The sequence below is a fragment of the Pseudarthrobacter phenanthrenivorans Sphe3 genome (assembly GCF_000189535.1).
Lineage (GTDB): Bacteria > Actinomycetota > Actinomycetes > Actinomycetales > Micrococcaceae > Arthrobacter > Arthrobacter phenanthrenivorans.
In genome coordinates this window covers 3,046,079-3,067,923 of sequence record NC_015145.1, presented here as the reverse complement: position 1 = coordinate 3,067,923, position 21,845 = coordinate 3,046,079, and the positions used below count along the sequence as shown (strand labels likewise).

Annotated in this window: 20 protein-coding genes and 2 tRNA genes; 16 read left to right on the top strand and 6 right to left on the bottom strand. The window is 66.6% G+C overall.

Annotated elements, in window-relative coordinates:
• Positions 1-4 precede the first annotated feature (4 nt).
• The 3 genes from ASPHE3_RS14245 to ASPHE3_RS14235 are packed head-to-tail and all read right to left on the bottom strand — an operon-like array spanning position 5 to position 3,376.
• Positions 5-1,534: an APC family permease gene (locus ASPHE3_RS14245; RefSeq protein WP_013601892.1), complete on the bottom strand. Its 1,530-nt coding sequence runs from the start codon at positions 1,532-1,534 to the stop codon at positions 5-7.
• Between the two features lie 13 nt (positions 1,535-1,547).
• Positions 1,548-2,759 (bottom strand): glutathionylspermidine synthase family protein, encoded by a 1,212-nt coding sequence (locus ASPHE3_RS14240; RefSeq protein WP_041652230.1) that lies wholly within the window; start codon positions 2,757-2,759, stop codon positions 1,548-1,550.
• A gap of 2 nt (positions 2,760-2,761) precedes the next feature.
• Positions 2,762-3,376, bottom strand: coding sequence for a Tat pathway signal protein (locus ASPHE3_RS14235; protein WP_013601890.1), 615 nt, complete (start codon positions 3,374-3,376; stop codon positions 2,762-2,764).
• A 183-nt stretch (positions 3,377-3,559) separates the two neighbouring features.
• Between ASPHE3_RS14235 and ASPHE3_RS14230 the strand changes: the two genes are divergently transcribed.
• The 7 genes from ASPHE3_RS14230 to ASPHE3_RS14195 all read left to right on the top strand — a co-directional run bounded on the left by ASPHE3_RS14230 (position 3,560) and on the right by ASPHE3_RS14195 (position 9,902).
• Complete coding sequence (locus ASPHE3_RS14230) at positions 3,560-4,216, top strand: MOSC domain-containing protein (protein ID WP_013601889.1); 657 nt, start codon at positions 3,560-3,562, stop codon at positions 4,214-4,216.
• 405 nt (positions 4,217-4,621) lie between these two features.
• On the top strand, positions 4,622-6,754 hold the full coding sequence (locus ASPHE3_RS14225; protein ID WP_013601888.1) for a DEAD/DEAH box helicase: 2,133 nt from the start codon (positions 4,622-4,624) through the stop codon (positions 6,752-6,754).
• Between the two features lie 349 nt (positions 6,755-7,103).
• Positions 7,104-7,175 (top strand) — tRNA-Thr (locus ASPHE3_RS14220).
• A 61-nt stretch (positions 7,176-7,236) separates the two neighbouring features.
• A tRNA-Met gene (locus tag ASPHE3_RS14215) sits at positions 7,237-7,310 on the top strand.
• Between the two features lie 305 nt (positions 7,311-7,615).
• Positions 7,616-8,560 (top strand): hypothetical protein, encoded by a 945-nt coding sequence (locus ASPHE3_RS21240; RefSeq protein ID WP_013601887.1) that lies wholly within the window; start codon positions 7,616-7,618, stop codon positions 8,558-8,560.
• Positions 8,561-8,629: 69 nt separating this feature from the next.
• Positions 8,630-9,187, top strand: a complete 558-nt coding sequence (locus ASPHE3_RS14200; RefSeq protein WP_013601886.1) for a dihydrofolate reductase family protein — start codon at positions 8,630-8,632, stop codon at positions 9,185-9,187.
• Between the two features lie 61 nt (positions 9,188-9,248).
• Positions 9,249-9,902, top strand: coding sequence for an SDR family oxidoreductase (locus tag ASPHE3_RS14195; RefSeq protein WP_013601885.1), 654 nt, complete (start codon positions 9,249-9,251; stop codon positions 9,900-9,902).
• On the opposite strand, the gene ASPHE3_RS14190 is transcribed toward ASPHE3_RS14195, so the two are convergent.
• Positions 9,891-11,096: an ROK family protein gene (locus tag ASPHE3_RS14190; RefSeq protein ID WP_013601884.1), complete on the bottom strand. Its 1,206-nt coding sequence runs from the start codon at positions 11,094-11,096 to the stop codon at positions 9,891-9,893. The two genes, ASPHE3_RS14195 and ASPHE3_RS14190, sit on opposite strands and share 12 nt — an antisense overlap.
• Positions 11,097-11,193: 97 nt before the next feature.
• Here ASPHE3_RS14190 and ASPHE3_RS14185 point away from each other — a divergent pair, with 97 nt between their 5' ends.
• The 7 genes from ASPHE3_RS14185 to ASPHE3_RS14155 all read left to right on the top strand — a co-directional run bounded on the left by ASPHE3_RS14185 (position 11,194) and on the right by ASPHE3_RS14155 (position 17,080).
• Positions 11,194-12,906 (top strand): glycoside hydrolase family 13 protein, encoded by a 1,713-nt coding sequence (locus ASPHE3_RS14185; RefSeq protein WP_013601883.1) that lies wholly within the window; start codon positions 11,194-11,196, stop codon positions 12,904-12,906.
• 34 nt (positions 12,907-12,940) lie between these two features.
• The gene (locus ASPHE3_RS14180; protein ID WP_013601882.1) at positions 12,941-13,882 is read left to right on the top strand and encodes an aldo/keto reductase; all 942 of its coding nucleotides are present in this window, start codon (positions 12,941-12,943) and stop codon (positions 13,880-13,882) included.
• Positions 13,883-14,049: 167 nt separating this feature from the next.
• Positions 14,050-14,913, top strand: coding sequence for an HpcH/HpaI aldolase/citrate lyase family protein (locus tag ASPHE3_RS14175; protein ID WP_013601881.1), 864 nt, complete (start codon positions 14,050-14,052; stop codon positions 14,911-14,913).
• Positions 14,914-14,941: 28 nt separating this feature from the next.
• The gene (locus tag ASPHE3_RS14170; protein ID WP_013601880.1) at positions 14,942-15,880 is read left to right on the top strand and encodes a DUF2797 domain-containing protein; all 939 of its coding nucleotides are present in this window, start codon (positions 14,942-14,944) and stop codon (positions 15,878-15,880) included.
• Positions 15,881-15,899: 19 nt separating this feature from the next.
• Positions 15,900-16,136 (top strand): DUF3188 domain-containing protein, encoded by a 237-nt coding sequence (locus ASPHE3_RS14165; RefSeq protein WP_013601879.1) that lies wholly within the window; start codon positions 15,900-15,902, stop codon positions 16,134-16,136.
• Positions 16,137-16,177: 41 nt separating this feature from the next.
• On the top strand, positions 16,178-16,639 hold the full coding sequence (locus ASPHE3_RS14160; protein WP_013601878.1) for an FAS1-like dehydratase domain-containing protein: 462 nt from the start codon (positions 16,178-16,180) through the stop codon (positions 16,637-16,639).
• Positions 16,640-16,642: 3 nt separating this feature from the next.
• Positions 16,643-17,080 (top strand): MaoC family dehydratase, encoded by a 438-nt coding sequence (locus ASPHE3_RS14155; protein WP_013601877.1) that lies wholly within the window; start codon positions 16,643-16,645, stop codon positions 17,078-17,080.
• Between the two features lie 86 nt (positions 17,081-17,166).
• Here ASPHE3_RS14155 and ASPHE3_RS14150 read toward each other — a convergent pair whose 3' ends face one another.
• Positions 17,167-18,150 (bottom strand): trypsin-like serine peptidase, encoded by a 984-nt coding sequence (locus tag ASPHE3_RS14150; RefSeq protein ID WP_013601876.1) that lies wholly within the window; start codon positions 18,148-18,150, stop codon positions 17,167-17,169.
• Positions 18,151-18,341: 191 nt separating this feature from the next.
• On the opposite strand from ASPHE3_RS14150, the gene ASPHE3_RS14145 reads away from it, so the two are divergent.
• Positions 18,342-19,409 (top strand): UDP-N-acetylmuramate dehydrogenase, encoded by a 1,068-nt coding sequence (locus ASPHE3_RS14145; RefSeq protein WP_041652225.1) that lies wholly within the window; start codon positions 18,342-18,344, stop codon positions 19,407-19,409.
• Positions 19,410-19,488: 79 nt separating this feature from the next.
• The gene (locus tag ASPHE3_RS14140) at positions 19,489-20,616 is read left to right on the top strand and encodes a winged helix DNA-binding domain-containing protein (protein ID WP_013601874.1); all 1,128 of its coding nucleotides are present in this window, start codon (positions 19,489-19,491) and stop codon (positions 20,614-20,616) included.
• A gap of 84 nt (positions 20,617-20,700) precedes the next feature.
• Here the strand turns inward: ASPHE3_RS14140 and asd are convergent, their stop codons facing one another.
• Positions 20,701-21,831, bottom strand: coding sequence for an aspartate-semialdehyde dehydrogenase (gene asd, locus ASPHE3_RS14135; RefSeq protein WP_013601873.1), 1,131 nt, complete (start codon positions 21,829-21,831; stop codon positions 20,701-20,703).
• Between the last annotated feature and the right edge of the window lie 14 nt (positions 21,832-21,845).

The window sequence follows — 21,845 nt, the reverse complement described above, 5'->3', positions numbered from 1 at the left end:
AACCCTAGCGGGACGTTGAGCCGGCCGCCGGGGACGCTGCGGACGGCTCTCCGGTGAAGTAGCCGCGGGTTGCAGGCAGGAACCGGCACACTACGGCCAGCACCACACCCAGGGCCAGCAGCAGCACGCCGCTGACGAACGCCCCGCCAATGCCGAAGATCTGGGTGTCACCGTAGGCCGGGTCCCACATCTGGACCGCCGAGATGAAGAAGGCGGCCGTCAGCAGGAGCGCGCCCAAGAGCGGGAAAACGCCCCGGAACCACAGGTTTCGTGCGGACTGGCGCAAGGTGCCCCGGAAATACCAGAAGCACGCGAAGCCGGTAAGCGCGTAATAGAAGGCGATGAACAGGCTGATGGCGCTGATCGAGTCAGAGAGGAGGTTCTCGCTAAGGAAGCTCATGGCCACGTAATAGGCGATCGCGGCAGCACCCATCACCTGGGTGGAGAACCCGGGTGTCTGGTTCTTCGGGTGCACCTCGCCGAATTTGGCGGGCAGGGCTCCGTGGACCCCCATGGACAGGGTGCCGCGGGCCGTGGGGAGGATGGTGGTCTGGGTGGAGGACAGCACCGAGGCAAGGACCGCGACGACGATCAGCCAGCCCCAGGGGCCCAGCACCACGTCCCGCATGGCCAGGAAAACGTCGTCCTGGTTGGCCTCGTTGCCCAGGCCGATGCCCTCGCTCCCCACGGTGGCGTACATCATCACCAGCAGTGCAACGGAGACGTAGATGGCCACCAGGACGAAAGCCGAGATCACGGCGCCCCGGCCCGGTGTGGTGGAGGGGTTCTCCGTTTCCTCGTTGACGGCCAGGCAGGTGTCCCAGCCCCAGTAGATGAACAGGGCCAGGAGCGCTCCGTGCACCACGGCGCCCGGATCCGCAAAGGCACCCACCGGGTTGAACCACTCAAAATCAAAGGCCTGGCCCTCCGGTGCACCCGCAACTATCCGCACCACAATTGCCAGCGCAAAGATGCCCAGCGCAATGTACTGCACGTAGGTCAGGACCCTCTGGACGTGCTCGCCCAGCCGGATGCCCCGGTAGTTGACCAGCGTCATCACGGCGATAAACAGCACGCCCGTGGCAGTAACCAGCGCCTTGTTCGCGGCCAGCGATCCGTCGCCCACCAGCAGCCACAGGTACTGCCCGGCCACCTGGGCAAGGTTGGCCAGGACCACGATGCCGGCGAGCGCCACACCCCAGCCGCCCAGCCATCCCGCCCATGGGCCGAAGGCACGGCGGGACCAGGTGAAGGTGGTGCCGCAGTCCGGGATGGCGCTGTTCAGTTCACGGAAGGCATAGGCAATGAACAGGACGGGGATGAACCCCAGCAGCAGGATCAGGGGAGTGTAGTTCCCGTTGACTGCCACGATCAGGCCGAGGGTGGCAGCCAGGGAGTACACCGGTGCCGTGGAGGCCAGGCCGAGCATGACTGAATCTCCGAGGTCAAGGATGCCCGCGCGGAGGCCCTTCGCCGGGACGGTGGTGCCGGGCGCGCCGCCCGGACCTCCCGCCGTCGTGGTCTCTGTGCTCATGCTGCCACCGGATTCATAGTGCGATACCTGCTTTGCTGGAGGAAGCCACGGCCGAAAGCGGCGCGGGCGCGTCGATGGTGTTGGGCACGAAGCGGCAGAAGTAGTCCGTGACGGGCCCGTCGGATTCGCGGATACCGCAGCCTACCGATTCGCCGTCCACCACCCACAGGCCCAGGACGGGATGGTTGCCGTCAAAATCCGGCAGTTCCTGGTACTGCTGGTAGCACCAGCCCTCGCGGCCGTAGCCGCCGGGCTGTTCCAGGCTGATACCGGCCGCGTGGATCTTGATGTTGTCGCCCTCGCGGCCGTGCAGCGGCTTGGCCACCCACTCCTTCAGCGGGCCGGGCTCGTTGAGGAAGGCGGGCAGCAGGTTGGGATGCTCCGGATACAGGTGCCACAACGCTGCGAGCAGCGCCTTGTTGGAGAGCAGCATCTTCCAGGCCGGCTCCACCCAGCGCGGGTTGTGCGCGCGCTCCAGCAGCCGGGGACCGAACGGTTCCTTCATCATCAGCTCCCACGGGTAGAGCTTGAAGATGGTGCTGATCATGAAGTTGTCCAGGTCCACGAAACGGTTCAGGTTGGGGTCCCAGCCGATATCGGACATGTTGATGCCGATGGTGGTCCACCCCGCCTGGCTGGCCACGTCCCGCATGTAGGCCGCCGTCATCCAGTCCTCACCGGACTCCTCGACCTCCGAGTGCGCCACGTGCAAGGTGCTCATGCCGGTGCGGTACTGCATCTTTTTCCACTGCCGGATCAGGGCCTCGTGGATGCCGTTCCACTGGTCCTTCTCCGGGAAGACATCCTGGAGCCAGAACCACTGCGCCACCGCGGCCTCGATCAGTCCGGTGGGAGTGTCGGCGTTGTACTCGAGCATCTTGGCGGGACCGCCCTGCCCGTCGTAAATGAAGTCGAAGCGGCCGTACACATCCACGTCCCCGGCCTGCAGGGACTCCGCGGCCAGCTCCAAAGCCTGCGGTCCGATGCCAATGGTGCCCATGGCTCCGGTGGCCAGGAACTTTGCCGCCTCGATGCACATCCGGTGCATTTCTTCGGCCGTCTCCTCAAGGCGCTCCACTTCGTCGAGGGTGAACTCGTAGTAGGCAGCCTCGTTCCAGTATTCGACCTTCCGCCCGTCGTCCATGGTGGTGGTGGAGAACACCAGCCCCTGTTCCTCAATTTTCTGTTTCCATCCGGGACGGGGATCGGAGAGCAAACGCTTCACGCTCAGCCCCCCGAGACTTTGCCGCCGCCGCTGGTGCCGCTCTTGGCGCTGGTGCCGAAGCCGCCCCGGCTGACAGTGCCGCCCTTGGTGCTGTAACCGGTGGCCACCTTGGCGCCGCTGGGGACCGTTTTGGTGTAGTTGGGAGCCGTGGAGCGGTTCTGGCCGATGGGCGGAACGTAGGCACCCCGGGAGAAGAAGTACCAGGCGTAGATGCCGCCGGAACGCGCGGCTGAGCTCTCGCAGCTCCTGTCCTCCACGCGCTCGCCGGTTTCTTCATTGAAACAGACCTGCGCGTACTCGGGATCGTCCTGGTTGCTCGCCACGACGGCGGTGATGGTGCCGGCCAGCAGGGCGGTGACGCCGAGGCCCACGACGACGGTGCGCCGCTGCGAGCGCTTCTTCCGGGACGCCTCTTCGTTGAGCTGCCGTTCGCGGTCCCGCGCGAACGGGTCCACCGGAGTGACCGGCTGGTTCAGTAGTTCCGGGCGCAGTTCCGGCTTAGGCACCTGCCAGGGAGGAGGTTTCGCACCGCCGTGCCCGTCCCCGCCCGGCTGGCCGCCTTCGCCCGCAGGCTGGCCGCCGGGCCGCCCGCGGTCCGGGTCCTTGTTCGGGTCCATGGTGTCCCCCTCAGTTGTCCACGTGAATTGGGCACAGCGCTGCACCCCCCCAATTGCAATCCTGAAATCAGCGTAGTCCCTGCCGGTAGCGGCTGCGAGTAGGGCAGCCCGTCCGGAACAGGGGAGAAGTCCCCATCCCGGCAACTCCCCGCCGCTGCCGGCCGCCGACCCTACACTGGAGCCATGGAAACCGCCTCTGTCCTTGCCGTGTGCCGCGTCCACCAGCTCCTTCCGGACGCATCGAACGTAGGCGTGACCGCCATCGACAAGCGTCCCGCCGAAGGCCCGGTCAAGGTGCACCGGTTGGGCCTGCAGGGCGACATCCAGGCCAACCGTGTCCACCATGGCGGGCCGGACCAGGCCCTCTACGCCTACTCGCAGGAGGACGCGGACTTCTGGGAGGGCGAACTCCAGCGCGAGCTGCCGCCGGGTTTCTTCGGTGAAAACCTGCGGGTTGCCGGGATCGATGCCACCGGCACGGTGATCGGAGAGCGCTGGAAGATCGGCCTGGACGTGGAAGTGGAGGTCACCTCGCCGCGCACGCCCTGCGCCACCTTCCAGCGCCGCATGCGCGAGCCGCGGTTCGTCAAGCGTTTCACCGAGGAAGGCCGGGTGGGAGCCTACCTGCGGGTGGTCCGGACGGGGAGCATCCAAGCGGGAGACCATATCCACCGGCTGTACGTCCCCAGGCACGGCATCACCGTGGGCAAGTGGTTCAGCGAGCCTGACCTGGAAGCCATGGAAGCACTGCGCGACGCCGAGGCCGACGGCGAGATCCGCCTGCAGCAGCCGGAGTTTAATCAGAAGTTCGAGGCGCTGGAACGGCAGCTGGGCCGGTAGCCGCAAGGGCAAGACGGCTGGAAGGGGAGCGGTGTGCGCAAGCTCACCGCCGCCGTCGTACGTTCAATTTCCGCTGCGGCGGGTGCGTACCTTACACTTGAAACATCCCCCACTCCGGAAATCCCTTATTCCTGCCCAATTTTTGAGGCAGGACTGGCAAGTGTTGGGGCCCGCACAAGCGATGCGGGCATTTTCATAGGGAGAGCCGGCTAAAGAAAACGCTGTACAGACTGCTGGGATAGCAGCCAAGAGATGCAGCGGGAAGTCCTGCCACGGGATTGCGAAAGCGCCGGACTTCTGTGACCGGCCGGTCAATGTTTGCCCGGCATCCACGGCACACGTACTGCGGCTCCACTCACCTCGGGTAGTGCCGCCTGGCCCCCTATGGATGAGGAATATTTCCCTATGCCCGAAAATCACAACGACGCCACTGCTGAGACAGCAACTGCCAGCATCGAATTCACCGAGCCCGCTGCTCCCGCAGCCGAGGCCGCTCCGGCACCCGCCGAAACCCCTGAAGCAGCTCCTGCCGAAGCCCCCGCAAAGGTTGAGGAAGCCCCCGCCGCTCCCGCCGCCAAGGCTGAGGACGACGAGGAAGAGGGCATCAAGTTCGCCGACCTCGGCATCGACGGCCGCGTCCTCGCCGCCCTGCAGGATGTCGGCTACGAAAAGCCTTCCCCCATCCAGGCAGCAACCATCCCGCTGCTGCTCGAAGGCCGCGACGTCGTGGGCCTCGCCCAGACCGGCACCGGTAAGACTGCAGCATTCGCAGTACCGGCACTGTCCCGCCTGGCCGAGCTCCACGACCTCAATGGCCCGTCCCGCAAGACCCAGGCCCTGGTCCTGGCTCCCACCCGTGAGCTGGCCCTCCAGGTTGCCGAGGCCTTCACCTCGTATGCCAAGCACATCGACGACTTCACCGTCCTCCCCGTGTACGGCGGCTCCGCCTACGGCCCCCAGCTCGCCGGCCTGCGCCGCGGTGCCCAGGTTGTCGTCGGTACCCCCGGCCGCGTGATCGACCACATCTCCAAGGGTTCCCTGGACCTGTCCGAGCTCCAGTACCTGGTGCTGGATGAGGCCGACGAGATGCTGCGCATGGGCTTCGCCGAAGACGTGGAGCAGATCTTCCAGCAGACCCCGTCCGACCGTCAGGTTGCGCTGTTCTCGGCCACCATGCCGAGCCAGATCCGCCGCATGTCCAAGCAGTACCTGAACAACCCGGCCGAGATCTCCGTCAAGTCCAAGACCACCACCGGCGCCAACACCCGGCAGCGGTACCTGCAGGTCATGGGCCCGCACAAGCTCGACGCCATGACCCGCATCCTCGAAGTTGAAGAGTTCGACGGCGTCATCGCCTTCGTGCGCACCAAGATGGCTACCGAGGACCTGGCTGACAAGCTGAAGTCCCGCGGTTTCCAGGCCGCTGCGATCAACGGCGACATTCCGCAGCAGCAGCGCGAGCGCACCGTGGACGCACTGAAGGAAGGCCGCATCGACATCCTCGTGGCCACCGACGTCGCCGCCCGTGGCCTTGACGTGGAGCGCATCAGCCACGTCATCAACTACGACATCCCGCACGACACCGAGTCCTACGTGCACCGCATCGGCCGCACCGGCCGTGCAGGCCGTTCCGGCGACGCCATCCTGTTCATGACGCCGCGTGAGAAGTACCTGCTGCGTTCCATCGAGAAGGCCACGCGCCAGCCGGTGGAGCAGATGCACCTGCCCACGGCGGAAACCGTGAACACCCTCCGCCTGGGCAAGTTCGCCGAGCGCATCACGGAAACTCTGGCCTCCGAGGACGTGGCTCCGTTCCGCGACCTCATCGCCTCCTACGAGGAAGAGCACAACGTGCCCGCCTCGGAGATCGCCGCAGCCCTTGCCGTCATGGCGCAGGGCGGGCAGCCGCTCCTGGTCAAGGAACTGCCGGCAGCTCCGGAGTTTCAGAAGCGCGAGCGCTCCAAGGACGGCTTCGGCTCCCGCGGGCCCACCCGCGCGCTCACCGAGGGCAACGCTACGTACCGGATCGCGGTGGGACGCCGCCAGCGCGTCATGCCCGGCTCCATCGTGGGCGCCATTGCCAACGAGGGCGGCATCTCCTCGGCACAGATCGGCGGCATCGACATCCGCTCGGACCACTCCCTGGTGGAGCTCCCGGCGGACCTGAGCCCCGAGCAGCTGCGGGCACTGTCCCGCACCCGGATCGGCGGCGAGCTGATCCACCTCGAACTGGACAACGGCCGCAAGCCCTCCGGCGAGCGCGGCTCCTACCAGGGCAACCGCGGCGGAGACCGGGGCGGCAACTTCAAGGGCAACGGCGGGTTCAAGAAGGAATTCCGGAAGAACGACGGCGAGCGCTCCTCTGCGGACCGCGGAGGCCGCTCGTACAGCGAGCGTTCCTCCTTTGGTGCCGACAGCGGTGCCAGCCGCGGCCAGGCCAGCGACTCCCGCTTCGGCGGCCACGGTGACGGCTCCCGCAAGCCCCGCCACGGCAACGAGGGCGGCCAGCGGGACTTCAACCGCAAGGGCAAGTGGTAAACCCGTCAGCTAGCTGACACGTTCCTCTGGTGGGCCGGCTTTCGAGCCGACCCACCGGCGTTTAACGCTCGGAATTCTGGCAGCTACCGGGACTTCCGGAGCGCTGAAGTCCCGGTGTGTGCCCAAAAACTCCAGCCGGGTGTGGGGCTCGCCACATCAGCGCCTTCGTGAGCACCTGAACGCGTCCGGGCAGAGGCCCGGCGCCGCTGCCAGTTTGCCCGCACACCCCAGGAATGGCGCGGAAAACGGGGGTTTTTGATGTCCGGAAGCCAGGTGTTCCAGCACTCCGAAACCGCCCTGGCGCCCGATTTGTTGGTGGTGAAATCTTCCGGTAGAGTATTTACTCGTTGCCCCCCTAGCTCAGTGGTAGAGCGCGTTCTTGGTAAGAACGAGGTCACCGGATCGATTCCGGTGGGGGGCTCTGGATGAGGGCCTGTGTCAAGGCGGTTTTGACCGGCTTGGCGCAGGTTTTTCTCATTCGTGGCGGTGTAGCTCAGTTGGTTAGAGCGCACGACTCATAATCGTGAGGTCGGGAGATCGAGCCTCCCCACCGCTACAGGCTAAGCCCCCGGAATCCCCGAGATTCCGGGGGTTTTCCTGTTTAAGCCGCCGATGTTCCGGTTGCCGCCCAAGGGCTGGGACCGGCCCCCCGTCACCGATTCGCGCCCCCGCTATGGGGCAAGGTAACGTTTAGGTCACTGGTTGGCGTACACGCCTTAATGAAGCATTCCGAATGCTTTTGCGTGTGGTAAGTCCCAGGCTTCAACGCCTTGCGTTCCGCAGACCGTGACCGTTTCCGGGCAGGAGCACGCCTAAGGCTCACTGCCCTGTCCGCATTCCCATGAAGAGGCTTAGTTTTCCATGCGCAGAAATAGTCTGCTCGCCGCCGGCGTCCTTGCGGCTCTCCTTGCCACCTCCGCCTGCAGCGACGTCACCGGCGCCCCGGCCCCACTGTCCTCAGATTCGTCTGCCGGGGTTGAAGCCGGCTCCAACACGTGGCAGGGCTCGCCCGCCGCCGAGGTCGGCGTATCGCAGAAGGCAGCTGCCGAGAGGGCTGCCGCCAAGAAGGCCGAGGCCGCGGCGGCGGAGAAGGCCGAAAAGGCTGCCGCAGACGAGAAGGCCAAGAAAGCCGAAGCTGCCGCAGCGGCGGAGAAAGGGAAGCCAACGCCTGGGGCGACGGCCAGCGAGGCTGCTGCGCTGGCGCGGACGGCGGACCGGGTGCCGGCCGCGGGCCTGGCTCCCTCGGCGATGCCTTCCGCCCCGAAGCAGTCACCGGCGGCCACTCCGGCCGCATCCTCTGAGCAGATCGTCACCACCACCTACACAACGGCTTACACCTGGTACGACAACACTCCGGCAGGCTCAGCTGCGATCAGCCACCCGGTACTGCACAAGACTGCCGGGGGCACCGGCACGTACGAAGACCCGATCACCATCGCCGTGGGGCATTCGCTGGCCACCGGGGAGGACGTGCTGGACTTCCCGGCCGGCACGCGGATCTACCTCCCGGACGTCCGCCGCTACTTCATCGTCGAAGACACCTGTGGCGACGGCAGGGATCCCGAGAACGGCCCCTGCCACCAGGGTGCCAACGCGCACGGCACCAACTCCACCATCTGGATTGACATGTGGATCGGCGGCCAGAGCGCCAGTGCAGACGCGGCCAACGCCTGCGCCCGCAAGGTAACCAACGTCAAGACCGCCGTTTTCAACCCGGCCAGCAACTACGTGGTCGCGCCGGGAGCCGGCGTCATCCACGACGGCACCTGCGATGCGGGCTACGGCAACACCCTTGTAAAGCAGTAGCCAAGCGGGGGAGCGGCGTCCCTGCCGGGATCCCTGACAAAAACGAGGCTGTGGCGGGAGAATGGGCGCATGCGCCAGCTCATCTACACCGCCATCGCCTCCCTGGACGGCTACGTGGCGGACAGCTCCGGAAACTTCGACTGGAGTGCTCCGGATGAGGAGGTCCACGCCTTCATCAACGACCTGGAGCGCGACGCCGGCACGCACCTTTACGGACGCCGCCTGTACGAGGTCATGGCGGTGTGGGAGACGATGGGCGGGCCCGGGGAGCCGGAGGTCATCCAGGACTACGCAAGGATCTGGCGGGGTGCCGAGAAAATTGTCTACTCCTCCACTCTGGCGGGTGCCGGGACCGCCAGGACGCGTGTCGAGCGGGAGTTCAACCCTGATGCCGTCAGGGAGCTGAAAGCCGGAGCGGGCGGCAGCATCAGCATCGGCGGGGCAACACTGGCCGCCGCCGCGCTCCGCGCCGGGCTGGTTGATGAATGCTGTATTTTCCTCAGCCCCGTTGCCGTGGGCGGTGGGCTGAGGTTCCTGCCGGAGGGGCTGAACCTGCAGCTCGACCTGCTGGACGAGCGCAGGTTCGGCAACGGGGTGGTGTACCTCCGCTACCGCGTCCTGTCCTGAACTCCGGGGGACCTGCGCGGCGGGGTGCGGCGCCGGCGCGGTGGGGGAGCAGAATAGGGCCATGACCCGAATCGCAATCATTGGCGGCCACGGCAAAGTGGCCCTGCACCTGTCCGCCCTGCTCACCGAGGAAGGCCACAGCGTCACGTCGTTCATCCGTAACCCTGACCATGCGCAGGATGTGGCGGACACGGGGGCAACGCCGTCGGTCCTTGACGTTGAAAATTCGACGACGGCGGAGATCGCCGGGGCTCTGAAGGGCCATGACGCCGTGGTCTGGTCGGCGGGGGCCGGTGGCGGAAACCCTGCCCGGACGTACGCCGTGGACCGGGACGCGGCAATCCGGTCCATGGACGCTGCGGCCCAGGCCGGAGTCAACCGCTACGTGATGGTGTCCTACCTGGGAGCCCGCAGGGATCACGGCGTGCCGGCCGACCACGGCTTCTTTCCCTACGCCGAGGCCAAGGCTGCCGCCGACGAATACCTCCGCGGCACCGGCCTGGCCTGGACGATCCTGGGACCGGGCGGCCTCACTGACAAACCCGGAACCGGCATGATCACCGTGAGCCCGGCGGAGGGGGACCGGTCAACGTCCCGCAGCAACACCGCCATTGTGGCTGCTGCCGTGCTTGACCTGCCCCAGACGGCCGGCAAGACCATAGAGTTCTGCGACGGCTCCCTGCCCGTTGCCGCCGCGCTGGAATCACTCAGCTGACACTGCCAGCTGGAGGTCCAGCGAATTCTTCTCCACGTGATCCAGGGCAGCGCGCACAGCCCCCAGGGTGACGACTGAATCGCCCAGTGGTGACACCGCCACCCTTGGCGGTGTCACTGTGAACTCCTTCAGCTTCCGGGCAATGGGCTCCAGCAGCACGCCGGCGGAGTTTGCCACCGCGCCGGCGATGACAACGAGTTCCGGGTTGAGCATCGTGGCCACGGCGCCGATCACCCTGGCCATCCTGTCCGCCAGGCGGTCGAGGATCTCCAGGGCCACAGCATCACCTCCGGCTGCGGCCGCGAAGACGTGCTCGGCTTCGGCGCCGCCGGCTGCCAGCTCCCGGAGGGAAGTCCGCGCCCCGCCAGCCAGCGCCTCGGCCGCCCATGCCCTGGCCACGCTCGCGATCCCGTACGTGTCTCCCACGCCCTGGACGTACTCCAGGAAAGCCAACTCGCCGGCACCGCCGCGGCTGCCGTGCAGCAGCCGCCCGCCGTCGACCACCCCTGCGCCAAGCCGCTCACCGGCGAGGATGACCACAACGTCATCCACGCCCGCGGCGGAGCCCTGCCAGCGCTCGCCCAGGGCGGCGAGGTTGGCGTCGTTTTCCAGCAGCACCGTCCAGCCGCGCCTGTCGCGCAGGGCCGCCTTCAGCCCGACGTCGAACAGGCCCCAGAAGTGCTGGGCCTGCAGCACATCGCCGTGCCGGTCAACGGGAGCGGCGATGCCGGCTGAGACGGCCAGGACGGAATCAGGAGAGGCCCCCGCGTTCTGGAGCGCGGAGAGTGCCGTGCGGTCGATGACGGACACGCGCTCAGCCGCGGAAATCTCCGCCTCCGCGAAGGGCTGGGTTGACCTGCCCAGGATGTTCCCGCGAAGGTCTGACACCACCACCGTCGCCTTGGAAACGCCCACATCCATCCCCAGGACGCAACCGGCGCGCTCATTGAGCTCGAAGCGCCTGGCGGGGCGGCCCTTCTGGTATCCGCCAAAAGCCCTCTGGTTCTCCAGCTCCCGGATCCACCCGCGTTCCTTGAGGTCCTCGCAAACGGCTATCGCGGTGGCGCGCGTCAGTCCCGTGGCCTCCATGATCTCGGAAACAGTCACCACTGCTGTGGTCCGCAGGAATTCCAGCACGGCGCCGGCACTGACCCTCCGGAGCAGTTGGGGGGTGGCGGCAGGGGATTCAGACATGCTGTTGACCTTTCCGTCGTTTGCGCCAGATAATATTCCAGTAACTAAATTTAGCCTCAAAATAAATATACCCCCAACGGAAGCAAAGGATCATCCCTTGTCCACCACCGCCACCCTGGCAACCCTTTCCGATTCCGACCGCCCGGCCGATCCGAACTGGTGGCGCCAGGCATCCGTCTACCAGATCTATCCGCGCAGCTTCGCTGACTCCAACGGTGACGGCATCGGTGACCTCAAGGGCATCACCTCCAAGGTGCCGTACCTGAAGTCCCTGGGGATCGACGCCGTCTGGCTGAGCCCCTTCTACCCCTCGGCACTCGCGGATGGCGGCTACGACGTGGACGACTACCGCGACGTGGACCCCAAGCTGGGCACCCTCGAGGACTTCGACGAGATGGCCGCTGCCTTGCACGAGGCAGGCATCAAGCTGATCGCGGACATCGTCCCCAACCACTCCTCCAACCGGCACAAGTGGTTCCAGGAGGCATTGGCCTCACCCAAGGGCTCTCCGGCCCGGGACCGCTACATCTTCCGTGACGGCAAGGGACCGAACGGCGAGTTCCCGCCGTCGGACTGGGACTCGGTCTTTGGCGGCCCGGCGTGGGAGCGCATCACCGAGCCGGACGGCAGCCCCGGCCAGTGGTACATGCACATCTTCGCGAAGGAACAGCCCGACCTGAACTGGTCCAACCGGGAAATCCGCGAGGACTTCCTGAAGACCCTGCGGTTCTGGTCCGACCGCGGAGTGGACGGCTTCCGCGTCGACGTGGCGCACGCACTCACCAAGGACCTCACCGAGCCGCTGCTGTCCAAGCTGGAGCTGAGCGCGGCCAACACGGGCGTGGACGGGTTCGACGACGGCACGCACCCCTTCTGGGACCGCGACGAAGTGCATGAGATCTACGCCGAGTGGCGCGAGGTGTTCAACGAGTACAACCCGCCGCGCACCGCCGTGGCTGAAGCCTGGGTCCACGCAACCCGCCGGGCACGCTACGCCAGCCCGGAGGGCCTTGGCCAGGCCTTCAACTTCGACCTGCTGCAGGCTGACTTCAACGCCGCCGAGTACAAGGAGATCATCACCCGTAACCTGGCCGAGGCGGCCGCCACCGGTGCCTCCTCCACGTGGGTCTTTTCCAACCACGACGTGGTCCGCCATGCCACCCGCTATGGCCTGCCCCAGGTCTCGAAGGGCAAGGCAGGCACCAAGGGCCAGGACGGCAAGGACTGGCTGCTCGCCGGCGGCCCCAAGGAGGAACTGGACACGGAGCTCGGTGAACGCCGCGCCCGCGCCGCCACCCTGCTGATGCTGGCTGTCCCGGGCTCCGCCTACCTGTACCAGGGCGAGGAGCTGGGCCTCCAGGAAGTGGCGGAGATCCCTGAATCCGAGCGCCAGGATCCGTCCTTCTTCCGCAACAAGGGCGTGGAGATCGGCCGCGACGGCTGCCGCGTCCCGCTGCCGTGGAAGGTTGAAGGAACCTCCTTCGGCTTCGGCGAAGGAGGTTCGCACCTGCCCCAGCCCGACTGGTTCAGCAAGTACGCCGTCGAGGCGCAGGACGGGACCGAGGGCTCCACCCTGGAGCTGTACCGCAGGGCCCTGAAGCTCCGCCGCGAACTGCTGACGGACGAAGAGCTGGAATGGGTGGAGAACGGCAACCCGGAGGTCCTGCACTTCCGCCGGCCCAACGGCTGGCAGTCCGTGACCAACTTCGGGGACACCGCCGTCGACCTTCCCGCCGGTGAAGTGCTGGTCACCAGCGCACCCCTGGAGGATGGCAAGCTGCCGGCGAACACCACTGCATGGCTGCGCTGATGCCTGTACCCGTACCGGAACGGCGGCCTTCCTGATGCAGGAACTGATCTATGGCTGCATGGGCCTGGGCGGCAGCTGGTCCGACGAGCCGCATGCCGGTGAGCATGTGGACCAGGCCGCTGCCGCCATCGACGCCGCCCTGGACGCGGGCATCACGCTGTTCGACCACGCGGACATCTACCGCAGCGGCAAGTCGGAGGCTGTCTTCGGGGAGGTGCTGGCCGCCACACCCGGCCTACGGGACCGCATCCGGCTGCAGACCAAGTGCGGCATCAGGCTCAATGAACGCGGCCTGCAGACGCACTATGACCTCAGCCGGGAAGCCATCCTGGAACGGGTCAACGAAAGCCTGAAGCGGCTCCGCACCGACTATGTGGACATCCTCCTGCTGCACCGCCCGGACCCCCTGGCGGACCCGGCGGAGGTGGCGTCCGCCGTCGGGCAGCTGATGGCGGAAGGCAAGGTCCGGCAGCTCGGCGTCTCCAATATGTCCGGGGCGCAGATCGAGGCGCTGCAGGACCGGCTGGAAACCCCGGTGGTGGCGAACCAGCTGGAGATGAGCCTGCTCAAGCGGGCCTGGCTGGAAAGCCAGGTGCTGGTGAACCACGCCGAGCACCTGGACTACAGCTTCCCGCACGGCACCCTGGAGTACTGCGTCCGGAACTCCATCACCCTGCAGGCCTACGGCTCCCTGGCCAAGGGCCTGTACACGGGTGCGGAACCGGAAAGCCCCACGTCCGCCGAGGCTGCCACCGCCGAACTGGTGGCGTCCCTGGTGGGGGAGTACGGCAGCGCGGGGGAGTCCGTCCTGTTGGGCTGGCTGATGAAGCACCCGGCCGGCATAGCGCCCGTGATCGGGACCATCAACCCCGGCCGGATCCGGGCCTGCGCGGGGGCCGCCCGCGTGGCCCAGGCCATGACCCGCGCGGACTGGTACAAACTCTGGGTCACTGCGCGCGGCAGCAACATCCCCTGACCCACCCCAACTAAGTAGCAGCAAGTGTCGTTTTGTCGCCCCAAAACGACACTTGCTGCTACCTGTTTTCGCCGGGACCCGAGTCACATCCCGTTTAGTTCGTATTGATCCTCACAAGCGGGCCATTTTCTGCGGCATCGCGGTGGCCGGGCGGATACGGTAGATACATGACGTCTACCATCGCCACCGAGACCGTAAGGCCGGAACGCAATATCCCAGCAGAGATCGCCCGCTCCTGGCTCCTCGTAAATGCCATGAAGACCGAGCTCTTCGACCAGTCGGCAGTCTCCCGCGCCGATTCGATCATCCTGGATATTGAAGATGCCGTGGACCCCTCCCAGAAGGACCAGGCCCGGAACAACGTGGTGGACTGGCTGACCGCGGGCGGCAAGGCCTGGGTCCGCATTAATGACGCCACCAGCCCGTTCTGGGCTGACGACCTCGCCGGCCTCCGCGGCACCCCCGGCCTGCTCGGCGTGATGCTTGCCAAGACCGAGTCCGCGGACCAGGTCACCGAAAGCTTCCACCGCATGGACGGCAAGACGCCCGTGATCCCGCTGGTGGAATCCGCCGTCGGCATCGAGGAAGCCAACCACATTGCCAAGGCCCAGGGCGCCTTCCGCCTGGCCTTCGGCTCCGGCGACTTCCGCCGCGACACCGGCATGGCCGCCACTGCCGAGGCCATGGCCTACCCCCGGGCCAAGCTCGTAGTCGCCAGCCGGGTGGGCAACCTTCCGGGCCCCATCGACGGCCCCACCGTGGGCACCAACCACCCCATCCTGCGCGAGCAGACCGGCATCACGGTGATGATGGGCATGACCGGCAAGCTCTGCCTGGCCATTGACCAGACCCCCGTCATCAATGAGGTCATCAGCCCCACACCGTCCGACGTAGCCTGGGCCACGGACTTCATGGCAGATTTCGAAGCCAACGGCCGCGTTATCCGGGACGGCTCCGACCTGCCCCGTCTGGGCCGCGCCGAGAAGATCATGAAGCTCGCGGTCGCCTTCGGGGTACAGCCAGCGCTGTAGGCCCGCCCCCCTTGCTTCAGGAGACCCCGTGACCGATACCGCCTATCTGGTCCACGGGGTCTTTTGGCCTGCTCCGGAGGATCCTGCCCGCCCCTCCGGAGCCGCACCCGTGCTGCGGCTGCTGGCGCCGGACGGCACCTTCCTCGAGACGGCGCTCGACGACGGCACTCGGCTGGGCTTCCGGGTCGCCGGCGAAGGAAAGTCCTGCCTGGGCCACCACAGGGTCTACGGCCCGGCCCACCGTGACCACGTGCTGTGCAAGGACCGGTCGCCGTCCGCCCGCGGGCACCAGTGCGAGCGCTGCTTCGTGGCGGACGACTTCCGGCTGATGCACGATTTCCACCGGGGCGGCGGCGTCCCGGCCGGGCTGCGCAGCTATCTCATGCAGCCACACTGGCTCTACGTCGCGACCTTCGCCAACGGTGCCAGCAAGGTCGGGACGGCCTCGGACCTTCGGAAGTGGCAGCGGCTTGCCGAGCAGGGCGCCGTGGCGGCCAGCTATGTGGCGCGTGCCGGGGACGGGAAGGTAGTGCGCATCCTGGAGGACCTGGTAACGCGCGACGCCGGCCTGCCGCAGCAGGTGCGTGCTGCCGCCAAAGCCGCCGCCCTGGCCGCCCCGGCACCCGCAGAGCTGGTCACTGCCCGCAATGCAGGGCTGGCCGACGATGCCCGGCGGATTCTGTCCACCGCCGCCGAGGACGGTTTTGAGATAGTGCAGGAGACCTGGAGCAGGCCGCGGCTCGCCGGGCGCCTGTGCTCCACCACTGCCCGCCACCCCTATCCGCACGCGCTGGAATCAGGCGCGCACGGCTTCACTGTCCGGTCGGTCTGCGGCAGTTTTGCCCTGGCCGGCCTGGATGGCGCGGACCTGGAGTTCGTGCTGGACCTGGGCCGGCTCAAGGGCTGCAGCATCGAGCTCGGCCGGCACCGCTCCGAAGTCCCGGCGGTCCAGGAGGCGCTGTTCTGAGTCCCGGTAGACTTGGACGGTGCTGAACGAATTCTGGGCCACTGCGCCAACCCGTTACAAAGTCCTGGTCTTCAGCGCCATGGGACTCATCGCCGTCGGCATTGTCCTGAACCTGGTGGGGAACACCAGCGGCAACCAGGGACTGGCCATCGCGTCCCTCCCGCTGATCGGACTTGGCCTGGTCCTGCACATCGCCGGCATGGTGGTCCGCGGCCAGGCAATCCGGAAGACCCTCCGGCAGGGGCCGGGCCGGTAACCTTTCGGGCCGCTCCGCCGCCTGGCGATAGGCTGGAGCCCATGACTATCAATCCGGACCTGCAGGGCCGAAGCTACCCTGCCGCAGAGGTGTACGACGTTGGCCGCGAGAAGATCCGCGAGTTCGCCCGCGCCGTGAAAGCCAGCCACCCTGCACACTTCGACGTCGATGCCGCCAAGGGCCTGGGCCACCCGGACCTGGTGGCCCCGCCGACGTTCGCGATCATCATCGCCCAGCGCGCCGACGCCCAGCTCATCGAAGATCCCGGGGCCGGCATCGACTTTTCCCGCGTGGTCCACGCAGACCAGCGCTTCATCCACCACCGCCCCATTTTCGCCGGCGACCAGCTGGTGGCCGAACTCCATGTGGACGGCGTCCGGGCCATGGGCGGGGGAGCGATGATCACCACGCGCTCTGAAATCTTTGCCCTCGGATCCGGCGATTCACGGGAGCACGTCTCCACCACCACGTCATCCATCCTGGTCCGCGGAGAGGGACAGTAAACCATGAGCTTCAGCATCCACGAACTCAGCCCGGGCCAGGAAATCGGCAGCCGCACCATCGGGGTCACCCGCACGGACCTGGTCAAATACGCCGGTGCTTCCGGCGACTTCAACCCCATCCACTGGAACGAGTCCTTTGCCACCAGCGTGGAACTGCCCGGCGTCATCGCTCATGGCATGTTCACCATGGGCTCCACCGTCCAGCTGGTCAGCGACTGGGCGGGCAACCCGGGCGCGGTGGTGGATTTCCAGACCCGCTTCACCAAGCCCGTCCTGGTCACCGACACCACGGGCACTGATGTACCCGGCGCCACAATCGAGGTGAGCGGCATCATCGGAAAGCTCGACGCCGAGGCCAACACGGCCCGTATCGACCTCACTGTTGTCTCCGCCGGCCAGAAGGTCCTGATGAAGGCCCAGGCCATCGTTAAGCTGTCCTGACTCCCTGCCGGCATCAGGCCGCCGGCGGCAAAGAAACTGAGGGAGGCGCCCGGCTGGGCGGCCTCCCTCAGGTCTTTGCAATCTGGCTAGTAGGACGAAGCGGCGGCGTTATAGGCCGACTGGATGACGGAGCCCCAGTATGGGCCGTACATCTTGGTGGAATTGCTCCCGTATCCATAGCTGTTGACCGAGTTCTGGTATCCGCCGGACGAGGTGCCGATGAACCAGGGGCCGCCTGAGGAACCGCCGGTCATGTTGCAGGGGATTCCCTGGGTGTTGAACTGCGGGTTGTAGGGATCATTGGTCGCCGTACCTGAGCAGCTCTTGAGGGATTCGCCGTTGAAGGGTGCCGCGGCGGGGTAGCCAAAGGCCTTGTAGCTGAGGCCGCGCGCTGCATTGAACCGCACTCCGGAGGCGCCCACAACGTCTGCAAGGTTGCGGCCGTTTAGCTGTGACATTACGGCGAACCCGGTGTCGTACTGCATGCTGCCCGATGAGCTCCACTGGGTCGGGGCGTAAAGGGCCTTGGCTGACCACTTGCCGTAGGGCGCCGACCCGTTGAGGTACGCCGGAACAAACGTGAACCTCGTGGCGAATGCACCGGGGCCCTCGTTGAGGCAGTGGCCCGCTGTGGACACCGTATTCCTGTTGGTGGAGGCCACGGAGTTGGCCGAGCAGACGTAATCCGCCCCGCCCAGGGTGAAGAACACCTTACCGATATGCGGAACCGGGTTCTCGCTGGCATTTGCCAAGGGCTGGACCGAAGGCTCCGAACCCTTGATCTTGCTCTCAGCTCCCTTGCTGACAGCTTCCCCGGCGTGGGCATTGCTGGCCTTTTGGCGCTGCATCGCCTTCCTGGCCAGCACGTCGCCGGGGATGGCTGCCTTCATCCGGTCCGGTGTCCAGTAGTCGGCGTCAGTGCCGGCGGTCCTGGTGCTGCTGACTCCGGCAACATCCCTGGTGTCCGGGGCCGGAGGGGCGGCCGTGGCTCCCCCCGCCGAGGCGAGGGTGAACAAAGCGGCTGTGGATAGGCTCATGAGGCTTGTGGCCAGAGTCCTGGTAATGGTCATAGCTGTCCTATGCGGTTGCGTGGAAGCGGACCTATGTGTGTGATCCGCTGGCTTGAAGGTACGCAGGTATGACAATTTTGTAAATATCAAATACTAGGTTTGTTGTTTAATTATCGGTCTTGTTGATTCACGATCTGCGGTGTCGACGAAGGTGCCAAGACCTCCGCTGCCTGTACTAGTAAGGTGGTCTGGTGACTCCCACGATGCTTTCCGAACTGACCACGGCCGCCGTCGGAGGCCCCGCCGGCACATATATCGAGGCCCGTACCGAGGCCGAGATCATCGATGCCGTCCGGGCTGCTGATGCAGCGGGGCAGCCGCTGCTGATCATCAGCGGGGGTTCCAACCTGCTGATTTCCGATGACGGGTTCCCCGGAACCGTGGTCAGGATCGCCTCGGAAGGGTTCACCGTCAACGCCGAGGACTCCTGCGGGGGCGTGGCTGTCGTGGTGCAGGCGGGCCACAACTGGGACAAGTTGGTGGAGCATGCCGTCCTCCATGCATGGTCCGGGATCGAAGCCCTTGCCGGGATTCCCGGGTCCACAGGGGCAACTCCGGTACAGAACGTGGGTGCCTACGGCTCCGATGTCTCCCAGACGATCGCCGCAGTCCGGACCTGGGACCGCGAACGCAACGCCGTGAAGACCTTCACCAACTCCGAGCTCAAATTCGGCTACCGGGACTCCATCCTCAAGCAGACCACCTCCAACGGCTCGCCCCGGTACGTGGTGCTGACCGTGGAGTTCCAGCTGCCCATTGGGCGGATGAGCGCTCCCATCCGGTATGCGGAGCTGGCACGCTCGCTTGGCGTGGAGCAGGGGAAGCGTGCCTATTCGACGGACGTGCGCCGGGAGGTCCTGCGCCTGCGGTCCTCGAAGGGCATGGTGCTGGACCCCGAAGACCGTGACACGTACTCCACCGGTTCGTTCTTTACCAACCCGATCGTCCCGGCCGGGGTCGCCGCAGCGCTCCCGGACAAGGCGCCCCGCTATCCCGCCGGCCAGGACGGGCTGGTGAAGCTGTCCGCTGCCTGGCTCATCGACCAGGCAGGCTTCGGCAAGGGCTTCGGCCTGGAACAGGACAGCGTCAGCGGGGGCCGGGCTTCACTTTCCACCAAACACACCCTGGCCATCACCAACCGCGGCTCAGCCAAAGCGGCGGACGTGGTGGCGGTGGCCCGCGAGGTGCGTGCCGGCGTCGAACGGCGTTTTGGCATTACCCTCCATCCGGAGCCGCTGCTCATCGGCCTGGAGCTGTAGCGGTTCTTTCCTGCTGCCGGCGGACTCATCCTGCACTGGGGCCATGTCGGCGCTCCCGGCCGGACCGTAGGATGGGGCCATGGCTGGGAAACGCGTTACCGGCAGGACCCTCGGCAGGTTGCGGCTGGTGTCCCAGCGGCTGGTGCCGCTGCCCGTCACCGCTGCCGCGCAGCAAGCGGATCCTCAGGATCCCATCGCCGCTACTGTCCGCTGGATGACCGCGATGCAGGCCCAGGACCTGCAGGCAGCCCTGTGGGCGGTGGGCGCCCGGGCGCCGGGGACTGGCCTCAGCAATGCACGCGCTGCCCTCGATTCCGGTGCTGTCGTCCGGTCCTGGCCCATGCGGGGAACCCTGCACCTGGTGGCCCCGGAGGACCTGCGGTGGATGCTGGACCTTACCGCCGAGCGGCTTACCAAAGGCACCGCCTCCCGGCACCGCGAGCTGGGCATCACATGGGCGGATATCGAAAAGTGCCGGGACATCGCCCTGGCGCTGGTTTCGGGCGGAGGAGCGGCCGGCCGCAGGGAACTCTTCCAGGTTTTTGACACCGCCGGGCAGCCCACGCAGGGGCAGCGGGGCATCCACATCCTTGGGACGCTGTGCCGGCACGCATGGCTGGTCCCGGGGCCGCTGGCGGGAAACCAGCAGCAGTTCGCGGCTTTCGATGAGTGGATCCCCGCGTCGCGGCGCCTGGAGCGGCAGGAGGCCATTGCCGGGTTTGTGCTGCGTTACGTCCGGAGCCACGGGCCTGCCACCGTCCGGGACTTCGCCTGGTGGACGCAGATCCCCCTGACTGAGGTCCGGGCGGCGTTTGAGGATGTCAAAGACCAGGTGGTGGAGCTGGAGTTCGAAGGGAACAGCTACTGGCTGTCCCCGGAGGTAGCTGGATTGCTCGACGGCGGTGTCCCCGGGCAGCGCTCCGTCCTCCTGCTGCCCGGCTTCGACGAGTTCCTGCTGGGGTACCAGGACCGGAAACTGGTCCTCGCAGCGGAGCATGCCGACAGGATCGTGCCCGGCGGCAACGGCGTCTTCAAGAAGACCCTGGTAGCCGGGGGAGAGGTGGTTGGCACCTGGGGCCGCGAAGGCACCGGGCCGGGTGCCGCCGTCGTGCCTGAACTCTTTGACGGTGCCCGGCAACTGGGGACTTCAGCGCGGGCAGCCTTCGACCGTGCCGCCCGGCGCTACCTGGAGTTCCTGGACAGCTGACGGCAGAACAACGCGGGGTCACTTACGCCCACCCGCAGGTGCGGATCGGGCGGTAAGTGACCCCGCGTGACTGCGCCGGGGAGGTTACAGGTTCCCGGTGGCGATGTTAAGCATCCGGCGGAGCGGCTCGGCGGCGCCCCAGAGGAGCTGGTCGCCTACGGTGAAGGCGCTGATGTACTGCGGGCCCATCTCCATCTTCCGGATGCGGCCTACGGGGATGTCCAGGGTGCCGGAAGCGGCCACCGGGGTCAGCTCGGCCATGGAGGCTTCCTTGGTGTTGGGAACCACCTTGGCCCACTGGTTGTCCGCGTCCAGCAGCTTTTCGATCTCGGCAACGGACAGGTCCTCGCGGAGCTTGAGGGTGAGGGCCTGGGAGTGGGAGCGCATGGCACCGATGCGGACGCAGAGCCCGTCCATGATCACGCGGTTGTCCTCGGAGGTGCCCAGGATCTTGTTGGTTTCCACCCCGGCCTTCCACTCTTCCTTGGACTGGCCGTTGCCCAGGTCCGCGTCGATCCAGGGAATCAGGGATCCGGCCAGGGGAACACCGAACTGGCTCGCGTCGATCTCCGTGCGCTGGTGGGCCAGGACCTTGCGGTCGATGTCCAGGATGGCCGACGCCGGGTCGTCCAGTTCCGTGCTGACCTCGGCGTTGAGCGTGCCGAACTGGCTGAGGAGCTCGCGCATGTGCCGGGCGCCGCCGCCGGAGGCAGCCTGGTAGGTCATGGAGGTGCCCCACTCCACCAGGCCGTTCTTGAACAACCCGCCCAGGCCCATCAGCATGCAGGACACGGTGCAGTTGCCGCCGATGAAGTCCTTGGTGCCGTTGACCAGGCCCTTGTCGATGACGTCGCGGTTGATGGGGTCCAGCACAATGATGGAGTCATCGTTCATGCGGAGGGTGGAGGCGGCGTCGATCCAGAGGCCGTCCCAGCCGCGGCTGCGCAGCTCGCCGTGGACCTGCTCGGTGTAGTCGCCGCCCTGGGCGGTGACGATAATGGGCAGCTTGGCCAGTGTGTCGACGTCGAACGCGTTTTCGAGCTTGCCGGCGCCGTCAGCGAAGGACGGCGCGGCACCTCCCGCGTTGGAGGTGGAGAAGAACACCGGGTTGATGTTGGCGAAGTCGCCCTCGTCCTGCATGCGCTGCATGAGGACGGAACCGACCATGCCGCGCCATCCGACCAGGCCGACGGAAGGGGTAGCTGCTGTAGTCATTCGTACAGTTTAGA

Bases quoted from the DNA above. Each gene is read 5' to 3' on its own strand.
- ASPHE3_RS14225 (WP_013601888.1), top strand. From the start codon at position 4,622: ATGCCCGAAAATCACAACGACGCCACTGCTGAGACAGCAACTGCCAGC.
- ASPHE3_RS14175 (WP_013601881.1), top strand. From the start codon at position 14,050: ATGACGTCTACCATCGCCACCGAGACCGTAAGGCCGGAACGCAATATC.
- ASPHE3_RS14195 (WP_013601885.1), top strand. From the start codon at position 9,249: ATGACCCGAATCGCAATCATTGGCGGCCACGGCAAAGTGGCCCTGCAC.
- ASPHE3_RS14150 (WP_013601876.1), bottom strand. From the start codon at position 18,150: ATGACCATTACCAGGACTCTGGCCACAAGCCTCATGAGCCTATCCACA.
- ASPHE3_RS14235 (WP_013601890.1), bottom strand. From the start codon at position 3,376: ATGGACCCGAACAAGGACCCGGACCGCGGGCGGCCCGGCGGCCAGCCT.
- ASPHE3_RS14155 (WP_013601877.1), top strand. From the start codon at position 16,643: ATGAGCTTCAGCATCCACGAACTCAGCCCGGGCCAGGAAATCGGCAGC.
- ASPHE3_RS14200 (WP_013601886.1), top strand. From the start codon at position 8,630: ATGCGCCAGCTCATCTACACCGCCATCGCCTCCCTGGACGGCTACGTG.
- asd (WP_013601873.1), bottom strand. From the start codon at position 21,831: ATGACTACAGCAGCTACCCCTTCCGTCGGCCTGGTCGGATGGCGCGGC.
- ASPHE3_RS14190 (WP_013601884.1), bottom strand. From the start codon at position 11,096: ATGTCTGAATCCCCTGCCGCCACCCCCCAACTGCTCCGGAGGGTCAGT.
- ASPHE3_RS14140 (WP_013601874.1), top strand. From the start codon at position 19,489: ATGGCTGGGAAACGCGTTACCGGCAGGACCCTCGGCAGGTTGCGGCTG.
- ASPHE3_RS14180 (WP_013601882.1), top strand. From the start codon at position 12,941: ATGCAGGAACTGATCTATGGCTGCATGGGCCTGGGCGGCAGCTGGTCC.
- ASPHE3_RS21240 (WP_013601887.1), top strand. From the start codon at position 7,616: ATGCGCAGAAATAGTCTGCTCGCCGCCGGCGTCCTTGCGGCTCTCCTT.
- ASPHE3_RS14230 (WP_013601889.1), top strand. From the start codon at position 3,560: ATGGAAACCGCCTCTGTCCTTGCCGTGTGCCGCGTCCACCAGCTCCTT.
- ASPHE3_RS14245 (WP_013601892.1), bottom strand. From the start codon at position 1,534: ATGAGCACAGAGACCACGACGGCGGGAGGTCCGGGCGGCGCGCCCGGC.
- ASPHE3_RS14160 (WP_013601878.1), top strand. From the start codon at position 16,178: ATGACTATCAATCCGGACCTGCAGGGCCGAAGCTACCCTGCCGCAGAG.